This is a genomic window from Sulfitobacter sp. HI0040, from assembly GCF_001634885.1.
Lineage (GTDB): Bacteria > Pseudomonadota > Alphaproteobacteria > Rhodobacterales > Rhodobacteraceae > Sulfitobacter.
In genome coordinates, this window is record NZ_LWEX01000075.1 from 1 (window position 1) to 9,657 (window position 9,657).

Consider the following 9,657-nt stretch of genomic DNA (forward strand, 5'->3'; position numbering starts at 1 on the left):
ATCAGGATCATGACGCCGCCTGCATCAGGCTGCGGGCGGCGTCATGATCCTGATGGGCCTGGCGATGATGACCGGGCGGTTGAGCGCACTGGCCTACTGGCTGCTGGACACCTTCCCTGTCCTTGCGCGGATCGGGTGAACAGATGCGACTGTACGAGAAACATATCCTCCCTCGGCTGACGCATCTGGCGATGGGCCAGGATCAACTTCTTCCCTACCGGCGCCGCGCCATCTCCGGGCTGCATGGGCGTGTGCTGGAGATCGGAATCGGCTCGGGCCTGAACATTGCGCTCTACCCCGAGGCCGTGCGCCAGATCATCGGTATTGATCCGTCGCCCGAACTCCTCTCTCGGGCCGCGCAAACCTCCCATGGACTGATGCCCGCTGCCGAGATGATCGAGGGCGTGGCCGAAGCATTGCCGCTCGAAGATCGCAGCGTCGATTGCGTCGTCGCCACCTGGACACTCTGCAGCGTTTCGGAACCGGAGAAGGCTCTCGCCGAGATCCGGCGCGTTCTCAAGCCGGATGGCGTCTTCCGCTTCGTCGAGCATGGCCTGGCGCCCGGACCCCGTATCCGGCGCTGGCAACGCTGGCTGACGCCTGTCTGGAAACACTGCGCCGGGAACTGCCATCTTGACCGCCCGACGGCCGACTTGATCGAGACAAGCGGCTTCCGCATGGAGCGGCTCAACACCGGTTACGCGACAGGTCCGAAGCCCTTGGTTTTCATGTATGAGGGACAAGCTCGCCTCTACTGAGGAAGCTTGGAAACAGGACAATCTCGGCTTTCGATCCGTGGCGCAACTGATGGCAAGGTAGCCAATTCTCGCCTCGAACTTTCGCCGAAAATTTTGCGGTGATGAGGTGTTATGAGCAGTCATCAAGATAACCGGCAGGCCAATCTGACGCGCGGCATCCGGGTCGAGATCGCCAGCCTCGTCTACAACATCATCGAGGTCGTCGTATCCGTCACCGTGGGACTTCTGACCGGCAGCGCAGCGCTGGTGAGTTGGGGCCTCGACAGTACGGTCGAGGCCACCTCGGCTGCGACTCTGATCTGGCGCTTGAAGAGTGAGGTGGACGGTGCCGACAAGCGCACGGTCCTGCACCGCAAGAAGGTCGCGCTCTACGTGGTTGCCTGTGCCTTCTGGATCGTCGTCGCGGCGATCCTCTACGAGGCGGTCTCCGCCTTCATTTCGCAGAAGGCGCCGGGCTTCAACTGGTGGGGTATCGCGATTCTGGGTGCTTCGCTCGTGGCCAACCCGTTCCTCGCCTGGGGCAAGTATCGCTACGGCAAGCGGCTCGATGCGCCCGCCCTGAAGTACGATGCCAAGGACACCATGATCTGCCAGTATCAGACGATCGTGGTGTTGGCCGGGATCGGTCTGACGCAATGGATGGGCTGGTGGTGGGCCGACCCGGTGGCGGCGCTTCTGATCGTGCCCTACGTTGCATGGGAGGCGTTCGAGGCCACGAAGGATGCGCGGTCGGTCGATCCGGACGAGGGCGAAGCTACTGCCGAGGCCTGACGTTACGCATGATGAACCGAGATTTGGGCATGGGCGGCAGTTCTCCGGTTTCCAGATCCAGATCCTGATCCGGCACTTCGTAGTCGATGGCGTTCACGAAGAAACTGCAAAACGCCTTCATCTGGCTGATCGCGATCCACTCGCCCGGACAACGGTGGTTCCTGTGGTGATCGCCACCGCCCTGCGGAATGAACTCGTAGGGAGTGACCTCCCGATCGTGAAACCGCTCGGGCCGGAACTCTTGCGGCGCGTCCCACGAACGAGCGTCGGTATTCGTGCCGTAGAGGTCGAGCAGAACCCTGTACCCTTTGGGAAAGCGATATCCGCGCCACTCGAAATCGCTCTTCACCCGTGCCGCAACCGCGGGAAAGAACGGATACAGACGGCGGACCTCTTGCACGAAAGGTTCGAGCTGTCCCTCGTCGTCCTTCAGCTTTTGCCGCCACTCGGGATGCCGATGTAAAGCATGCGCCGCCTGAACTATGAACACGGATACCGCGACGGTCGGGCGCAGGACATTCAACAGCTCTACGGCGGCCACCCTGGGGGTCAACAACTCCCCATCGAGATCGCGCCATGTCGCGATGATATGAAGGGCACTTTCCTGCGTCGGCTGAAGCTCACCATCGCGGACCTGTTGGATTAGCCGTGCTGCCCATTTTTCCAGGCGGTGGCGCGCCAGACGCGCGCGCCAGTGTTTGGGGCCAAGGGCCCCGGCGTCCTGAAAAAGCGCTGTAAGCTGCGCCGTTCGGGTCGCCACCTCAGCTTCATTAAGCGGCACCCCGGCCCAGGCGCAGGCAGCTCTTGTGAGCATTTCGCGCACTTCGTCATAGAGGACGACCTCGTTCCTCGCCTCCCAGTCCGGCGCATAGTTGTCCAACATGTGAAGCGACGTGCCCTTAAGCGCGGCGATCCGCTCGGTCCCCATGAGTGACATGAACATCTTCTTGCGGTGCTGGTGGGCAGCGCCGTCCAATCCCTGAACGCCGCCTTCTCCCAGCAGGGACTTCTGTATGCGGCCTGGCATCGAGCCTGCGCGGATCAGCCGGTCTTCCCGATAGAAGGCTTCTGCCGCCGCCGCGCCGGTCATGCAGATCGTCTCTTGAAGGAGGATGCGGGTTTCGAACAGGTCTGTGTCGAGTGCGCGGCAGGTCTCCGAAATGAACCCATATGGGTTGCGCAGCAGGGCAAGTGTGCTGTCAAAGCCTTTCGCAGATGGTATGCCGAACATGGGTTACACCCCCGTTGTGTTTTCCTTGCGTTGACCCTGACCAGGCTTGTCCGTCGCAGAGCGGAAGCTGTCCCAGAACAGTAGGGCCGCGCCGCAGAAAATCGCCACATCCGCAAGATTGAAGGACGGCCAGTGGTATGTTCCGTAATGGAAATCCAGAAAGTCTGGGACGGCCTGATAACGCAGCCGGTCGAGGACATTGCCGAGTGCGCCGCCGATGATCAGACCGAGAGCGGCAGCCGTCAGCCTGTCCGGCGCGCGCCACAACCAGATCAGCAGCCATAACACGATCACGCCAGCAAGCGCGATGAGACCCCACCAAGGCACGATCCCGCCCAGCATACCGAAGCTGACTCCATCGTTCAGAACCCGCACGAGATTGAGAAAGGGTAGAACCTCGACGCCGCCCTCAAGCGCAGGTGTGTTCAGGGCAAGCGCCTTGGTGCCCTGATCGAGGGCGAACGCCGAGATGGCGCAAACTCCGCCTAGAACGCGGCTGTTCATGCAGTCGTCTTCAGATCGGCCCGCGCATCGCGAATGATCGCCCAGGACGAGTGCAGGAATAGCCCGGCGATACCGAAGGCAACGATAAGGTCGGGCCACGCGCTGCCCAGCCAGGCCACAAGACCGGCGGCAACGACAACCGCCGCATTGCCGATGGCGTCGTTGCGAGAGAAAAGCCAGACGGCCCGCATGTTCGCGTCGCCCTTGCGGAACGGCAGCAGCGGCAGAACGGAGATGACGTTGACGACAAGGGCAATCATGCCAAGCAGGCCCATGAGACCCGCATCCGGCGTCGTCCGTTCGAAGACCCGGACGATGGTCGTGCCGAGGACGCCGAGACCGAGGAGCCCGAGGAAGATGCCCTGGATCAAGGCCGACCGTGCCCGCCAGGCGAGGCTCCAGCCGATGGCCAGCAGGCCAAGGAAGGTGATCGCGCCGTCGCCGATGAAATCGAGCGCATCGGCCTTCACGGCCTGTGACCCGGCGATGAACCCGCCGATCATTTCAACGACACCGTAGCCCACGTTCAGGATCACGACGATCCAGAGCGCGCGTCGGTAGGCCGGGTCCTGATGGGCGGGATTCGGCGGAATGTCTCCATCGCCCTCGATCCGGTCGAAGCCGTAGCCGGTCACCGCAACGGCCTTTTCGATGTCCGGCAGGCGCGCTTCGGGGGCGCTCAGTGTCATGATGTGCGTCGCCGCCGACACCTTCACATCGTCAGCCGCGACTCCGGCCGACTGCGCCGCCCGCTCGATCTGCGCGGCATCCTTCGCGCAGTCCATACCGGAAACCCGGTAACGGACGGGCGGAACATCTGCCGTCGATCCGGCACTTTCGGTGTTGGCCATGGTCGCGCTATTCCTGCTAGAATGAATTGAAGAACAACGTATCAGCGAGGAGTGATATGGCCCAAATCGTCGATGACCGCAAGAGCGCGACCATCGAGCGACGGGCGAAGCTGTTCCGCGGCTTCGCGGACCCGAGCCGCCTGGCCATCCTCGGTGCACTTTGCAACGAGCCATTGGCCGTTCACGAGATCGTCGAGCGGACCGAACTATCGCAACCCAACGTCTCCAACCATCTGAGGTGCCTGCTGGACTGCGGGCTTGTCGCCAGCGACCGCGAAGGGCGCTTCATCCGCTACCGTATCAGCAACCCGCGCATCACGGTCCTTCTGAACGATGTGGACGCACTTCTCGACGTGGTCGCAGTGGGTGTTGAGGCGTGTGACAATTATCGTGAGGCGTAAAAGGTCGCAGTTTGATCTGCCGGACAGCACCGCCATAGACGCGCCGCTTCTGACCGGCGCGGCCATCTTCGGCATGGGCTGGGGCCTAGGCGGCTTCTGTCCGGGACCCGCTTGGACATCGCTGTTGATTGGATCGTCAGGCATCCTCATTTTCCTTCCCGCCATGCTGGTCGGGATCGTCCTCGCCGGTTTCGCCAAATCATCTTCCTCATTCGCAAGCAAAGGAGCGTAAATGTGGCCGAACTGAACGAGCCCATCGTCCGCCAATCCGCATCGACTGGGCCGAACAGCCCCGATGTCTGGGGCATCTACGAGCCCGACACCGGGTCGATCCAATATATCTGCGCCGATCCCGCGACGAAGAAGGCCGCACTGATCGACGTGGTGCTGAACTTCGATCCGGCGCGTTTCGCGACCGATACGCGCAGCATGGAGCAGGTGCTGGGCCTTGTGGAGAAGCACGGCCTGACGGTGGAATGGGTACTCGATACGCATCCCCACGCCGATCATATGATGGCGTCGTCGCACCTCAAGAAACGGACCGGTGCTGCAAACGCCATCGGTGAAAAGGTCCGCGACATCGCCGAACTCTGGCGCGACTACTACAACACGCCGGACGCCTTCGACCCCCACCGCGACTTCGACCGCCTGTTCGCGGACGGGGATACCTTCCGCATCGGCGATCTGGACGTTCGGGTGATGCTGTCCCCGGGGCATACGCTTGGGTCGATCACCTATGTCTGCGGCGATGCGGCCTTCGTGCACGACACGCTGATGCAGCCCGACAGCGGCACGTCCCGTGCCGATTTTCCCGGTGGCACCACCGAGGATTTGTGGAACTCGATCCAGGTGATCCTGTCTCTGCCCAAGGATACGCGGCTTTTCGTCGGTCATGACTATGGGTCCGAGGATCGCGACAGGCCGGAATGGGAAGCCTCAGTTGCCACCCACAAAGCCAAGAATGTCCATGTCAAGGACGGCACCGACAAGGCCGACTACATCCAGACCCGCGAGGATCGGGATGCCACACTGGACCTGCCGGACCGGATGCTCGCAGCACTTCAGGTCAACCTGCGTGCGGGGCAATTGCCCGAAGCCGAAAGCAACGGTGCGCACTACCTGAAAATGCCCGTCAACAAGTTCTGAAAGGAGAAAGGATCGTGAACAAGTCCATGAAAGACCTCGTCGCGGACGCAAGATCGCGCGTCGATGGAATCGCTCCCGCTGACGCGCACAGAGCGATGGCGCAGGGAGATGTCATCCTCGACGTGCGTGAAACGGCAGAGCTGAAGAGCGACGGCGCAATCGAAGGCGCGATCCACATCCCGCGCGGGTTGGTCGAAGCACAGGCCGATCCCGAGACCGGCAAGGCGAACGAGGCTTTGGCCGCGAAACGCGATGGCACGGGCCGTGTTCACGTTCTCTGTGCGTCCGGCGCACGCGCGGCCCTTGCCGCCGACAGCCTGCGCCAGATGGGCTATGACACCGCTGTAATCGAAGGGGGTCTGGCGGGCTGGAAAGACGCGGGTCTCCCGCTTCGGGCCTAACACCGGTGCGAGCGCTATCGCGATATTTGCTCGGCCTCGGTTGGGACGATGCAACCCTTCCAATGACGGAGTATCACTGTGAGACGCCGAAAGTTCCTTAGCCTAGCCGCAGCCTCGCTCGCAACCCCAGCACTTAATATCAGCCGGGCATGGGCCGCCGAACCCGGCGCGCCTTTGCCGATACCGGAGGTTATGGAGATCGGCCCCGGCGCAGGCAACACACTCGATGCGATACGCGGAACACGCGAGTTCACCGGAGGCGCGACGTCGGAGACCTGGGGCTACTCCCAGGATTACCTCGGACCGCTGCTGCGGTTCCGGCGCGGGCGCACCGCAAACATAAGTGTCATGAACCGTCTCGATGAACCGATCACTGCTCACTGGCACGGCATGCACGTGCCGGGCTATCTCGACGGTGGGCCGCAACTTGCTTTCGGCCCGGGCGAGACCTGGGCGCCGGAATTACCGGTCGATCACCCGGCGGCAACGCTGTTTTATCACAGCCATGTTCACGGGCGAACAGGCCCGCAGGTATATCGCGGGTTGGCGGGCATGATTGTCATCGACGACCCCGAGATCGACGATCCACTGCCGCACGACTATGGCGTGAACGATTTTCCACTCATCGTGCAGGATCGACGCTTCGATCGGTCAGGCCGCATGACCTATAGTCTTGGCATGATGGATCGGATGCATGGGTTCCAGGGGGACCAGATCCTCGTCAACGGTGTGATCCGTCCCAAGCTTACAGTTCCGGCGGGTCTGGTACGCCTGCGTATCCTGAACGCGTCGAATGCGCGCGTGTATGATTTCCGTTTCACCGACGGCAGGCAATTCCACCAGGTCGCGAGTGACGGCGGCCTTCTGGCCCGCCCTCTTGCCATGGCCAGCCTGCAACTCGACGGTGCCGAACGGGCCGAGATCGTGGTCGAATTCTCGGACCGGTCACCTGTTTCTCTTGTCTCGCGCGACATCGGGATGAATGGCGTGATGAACGGGGGCATGATGGGTGACAGGGGCGGCTCCATGATGATGGGCGATAGAGGCATGATGGGCGACCGCGGCATGATGGGGATGGATGGAAACAGTGGTGCGCCGCTCGAGATCATGTCGTTTGATGTAGGCGAAGCTGCGCCCGCCGGCCCCACCCGCCTGCCCACCTCGCTGCCTTCGGATGCGCCCGCACTCGGCGATCCGGTCCGCAGGCGCAATTTCACCCTCAACATGCACACCGGGGGCATGATGCGCGGCGGCATGATGGGTGGCGGCGGCCAGACGATGGGGATCAACGGTGCACCTTACGGCATGGATCGCATTGATGAGACCGTCCGCGCAGGCGAAACCGAGCTTTGGCGCATTAATGCCGACATGATGATGCGGCACACCTTCCACGTTCACGGGACTTCCTTTCGGGTCGTGAGTCAGAACGGGCGGCCGGTCGACTCGGCGCAGATCGGTTGGAAAGATGTTGTCCGTGTGCAGGGTCCGACCGAAATCTTGCTGAGGTTCGACAAGCTGGCTTCGGAAGAGACACCATTCATGTATCACTGCCACATCCTCGAACACGAGGATGCGGGCATGATGGGGCAGTTTACGGTCACATAACAGGACCCCACCCGCTCGACACCGGGCGTCGTCAAGAGCTTACGTCTTCTTGCGGCGTTCTATCAGGTGCCGGTGTCGCCTTGTTGAAACGCATTACGGAGTATGTCTAGACCCGAACGGAGAACACCTCGCTAAGCTGCGGGTCCGCCGAAGCGGCCGTTCAGTCGCTCGGCAGCATTCGTCAAAAAGGGCTCCTTCGAGACCTTCGCTGCCATCTGCTCCAATGACCGGTACGCTCGCAGACCCTTTCCATCAATATGAACTGGCGGCTGCCTGAGAAGCCTATCCACTGTCACTTTTTCGAATCCGCATGAGCGCATCGAAGTCGATTTCTTGCTTCTGTTCGTCACTTATATCCGGCCGGGTTTCCGATACCGGCTGGGGCCCTTGGACGTCCCACATCACCGCATGTGAGCCTGTACTCCAGCGATAAACCCAACCAACAACACTGCACCCATCGGTCCCGATCAGATTGGCGATCGCGACGCCCTCACCCCTATCATCGTTCACTGTTTACTGACTTCCTGCACTGTGGCGCTGCGAATTGCGGCGTGGGGTTGCAGAGCGTTCACTACGACCGCGCGCCGGGCTTCTTTGATGTTGGCTAACTGGTCCTCGAGGAGGGAATGATCATCAGACCGGGAAAATGGGTTTCCGTGTTCTCAACAATTCATTGGCTTCAAATCCTGTGGTCGGGCTCCGTGGCGGCTTCAACGATCGCCAGAAGCTGGAACGGATCAAAGCCGATGGCACGCGCCAAAACGACCAGTTCGACAACGTCGACCCGGCGCTGACCGCTTTCAAGACGGGCAATAAGGGATTGGTGGCATCTGAGCCTATCCGCCAAGTCTTTCTGGCCGAGGCCCGCTTTGATGCGCGCGTCGACCAACGCCTGGCAGAGTGCCACTTGCCCTTTGCTTCTGATTGTCTTTGCCACGCGTCACATACCTTTTGTGACGTCGCTAGCGGATGAAATCTGTTATCTAAAAAGTAGATATATGAGGGTGTTATCGGCGTCTGGTTTCCATGGGCTGCAAGTCTGATGCTCCCGAGGTTGCCCATCAATCCCCTACCAATTGTAGAAATCGGCCATAGTCCTCGCTGACTTCGCGCGCTTCCTCGAAAGCGCGGGCGCGTTCACCGTCGAGGCAACGGAAGTAGCTCTGGATATCCTGAATGTAATCTTCGAAATCGCCACGGATGATGTCCGCATAGTCCCGCGCCGCCTGCGAATCGCTTGGCAGGAAGGGACGGGCCGGGGCGAAGCAGGATTCCGCCAAAACCGGCCCGGGAACGCAGATTAGAAGGACCATAGCTTGCAATGGGAGCAGGCATGTCAACCTTGGGTTTCTCAAACCTGTTATCTCCTTGATCGCAGACACTGGCCGTGACTAGTGTTTGCGTGACCAAACTACAGCTAAAGCACGATAACACATCTTGCGGTTGATAATATACTATCGTAACTCTGGGCTTCAAGTGGGAATGCCTGGGGTCCCGCCATTGGAGAAAGCGTGAGCCGGGCCATGAACTGGGACATCGAAGCACCAAATGTGGTTACGGAAGCCAGGTTCCGCGAACTCGTGGAAAGCGGCTATAGCGCAGAAATCCTGTGCCAGGAGTCGGCTCATAAGAAAGGCCCCAGCTATTACGGGGTCTGGATCATGCGCGTTGTCTCTGACGAGGGCGTGGAAAAGCTCCTCGTCACCGCCCGCACATGATCCAGACCCCGTAATAGCTGGGGCCTTTCTTATGAGCCGACTCCTGGCACAGGATTTCTGCGCTATAGCCGCTTTCCACGAGTTCGCGGAACCTGGCTTCCGTAACCACATTTGGTGCTTCGATGTCCCAGTTCATGGCCCGGCTCACGCTTTCTCCAATGGCGGGACCCCAGGCATTCCCACTTGAAGCCCAGAGTTACGATAGTATATTATCAACCGCAAGATGTGTTATCGTGCTTTAGCTGTAGTTTGGTCACGCAAACACTAGTCA

The 9,657-nt window shown here is 60.8% G+C and carries 12 protein-coding genes and 1 pseudogene; 8 read left to right on the forward strand and 5 right to left on the reverse strand.

From position 1 onward, the window contains the following. The first annotated feature begins 143 nt into the window (after window positions 1–143). Window positions 144–758, forward strand: coding sequence for a class I SAM-dependent methyltransferase (locus A3728_RS05960; protein WP_067631010.1), 615 nt, complete (start codon window positions 144–146; stop codon window positions 756–758). 111 nt (window positions 759–869) lie between these two features. Beyond that, window positions 870–1,529, forward strand: a complete 660-nt coding sequence (locus A3728_RS05965; protein ID WP_082849320.1) for a cation diffusion facilitator family transporter — start codon at window positions 870–872, stop codon at window positions 1,527–1,529. On the opposite strand, the gene A3728_RS05970 is transcribed toward A3728_RS05965, so the two are convergent. The 3 genes from A3728_RS05970 to A3728_RS05980 are packed head-to-tail and all read right to left on the reverse strand — an operon-like array spanning window position 1,513 to window position 4,115. Beyond that, window positions 1,513–2,760: a cytochrome P450 gene (locus tag A3728_RS05970; protein WP_067921147.1), complete on the reverse strand. Its 1,248-nt coding sequence runs from the start codon at window positions 2,758–2,760 to the stop codon at window positions 1,513–1,515. The two genes, A3728_RS05965 and A3728_RS05970, sit on opposite strands and share 17 nt — an antisense overlap. A 3-nt stretch (window positions 2,761–2,763) precedes the next feature. Then, window positions 2,764–3,264, reverse strand: a complete 501-nt coding sequence (gene lspA / locus A3728_RS05975) for a signal peptidase II (RefSeq protein ID WP_067631017.1) — start codon at window positions 3,262–3,264, stop codon at window positions 2,764–2,766. After that, window positions 3,261–4,115 (reverse strand): cation transporter, encoded by an 855-nt coding sequence (locus A3728_RS05980; protein WP_067921149.1) that lies wholly within the window; start codon window positions 4,113–4,115, stop codon window positions 3,261–3,263. The genes lspA and A3728_RS05980 overlap by 4 nt, the downstream gene beginning before the upstream one ends. Window positions 4,116–4,171: 56 nt before the next feature. Here A3728_RS05980 and A3728_RS05985 point away from each other — a divergent pair, with 56 nt between their 5' ends. From A3728_RS05985 to A3728_RS06005, 5 genes are all read left to right on the forward strand, one after another. Next, complete coding sequence (locus A3728_RS05985; RefSeq protein WP_067921151.1) at window positions 4,172–4,516, forward strand: ArsR/SmtB family transcription factor; 345 nt, start codon at window positions 4,172–4,174, stop codon at window positions 4,514–4,516. Then, complete coding sequence (locus A3728_RS23915; protein ID WP_322630180.1) at window positions 4,449–4,748, forward strand: DUF6691 family protein; 300 nt, start codon at window positions 4,449–4,451, stop codon at window positions 4,746–4,748. Before A3728_RS05985 ends, A3728_RS23915 begins: the two co-directional genes overlap by 68 nt. A gap of 2 nt (window positions 4,749–4,750) precedes the next feature. After that, complete coding sequence (locus A3728_RS05995; RefSeq protein ID WP_067921155.1) at window positions 4,751–5,662, forward strand: MBL fold metallo-hydrolase; 912 nt, start codon at window positions 4,751–4,753, stop codon at window positions 5,660–5,662. A 14-nt stretch (window positions 5,663–5,676) separates the two neighbouring features. Further along, window positions 5,677–6,063, forward strand: coding sequence for a rhodanese-like domain-containing protein (locus A3728_RS06000; protein ID WP_201722141.1), 387 nt, complete (start codon window positions 5,677–5,679; stop codon window positions 6,061–6,063). 78 nt (window positions 6,064–6,141) lie between these two features. Continuing rightward, the gene (locus tag A3728_RS06005) at window positions 6,142–7,668 is read left to right on the forward strand and encodes a multicopper oxidase family protein (protein ID WP_150120666.1); all 1,527 of its coding nucleotides are present in this window, start codon (window positions 6,142–6,144) and stop codon (window positions 7,666–7,668) included. A gap of 679 nt (window positions 7,669–8,347) precedes the next feature. Here the strand turns inward: A3728_RS06005 and A3728_RS06010 are convergent. Then, a complete protein-coding gene (locus tag A3728_RS06010) occupies window positions 8,348–8,605 on the reverse strand; it encodes a helix-turn-helix domain-containing protein (RefSeq protein ID WP_040610014.1) in 258 nt (85 codons plus the stop codon). Between the two features lie 124 nt (window positions 8,606–8,729). Then, window positions 8,730–8,981: a hypothetical protein gene (locus A3728_RS06015; RefSeq protein WP_036562850.1), complete on the reverse strand. Its 252-nt coding sequence runs from the start codon at window positions 8,979–8,981 to the stop codon at window positions 8,730–8,732. 210 nt (window positions 8,982–9,191) lie between these two features. Here A3728_RS06015 and A3728_RS06020 point away from each other — a divergent pair. Beyond that, window positions 9,192–9,383: pseudogene (locus A3728_RS06020) on the forward strand (hypothetical protein); the annotation flags it as partial. Window positions 9,384–9,657 lie beyond the last annotated feature (274 nt).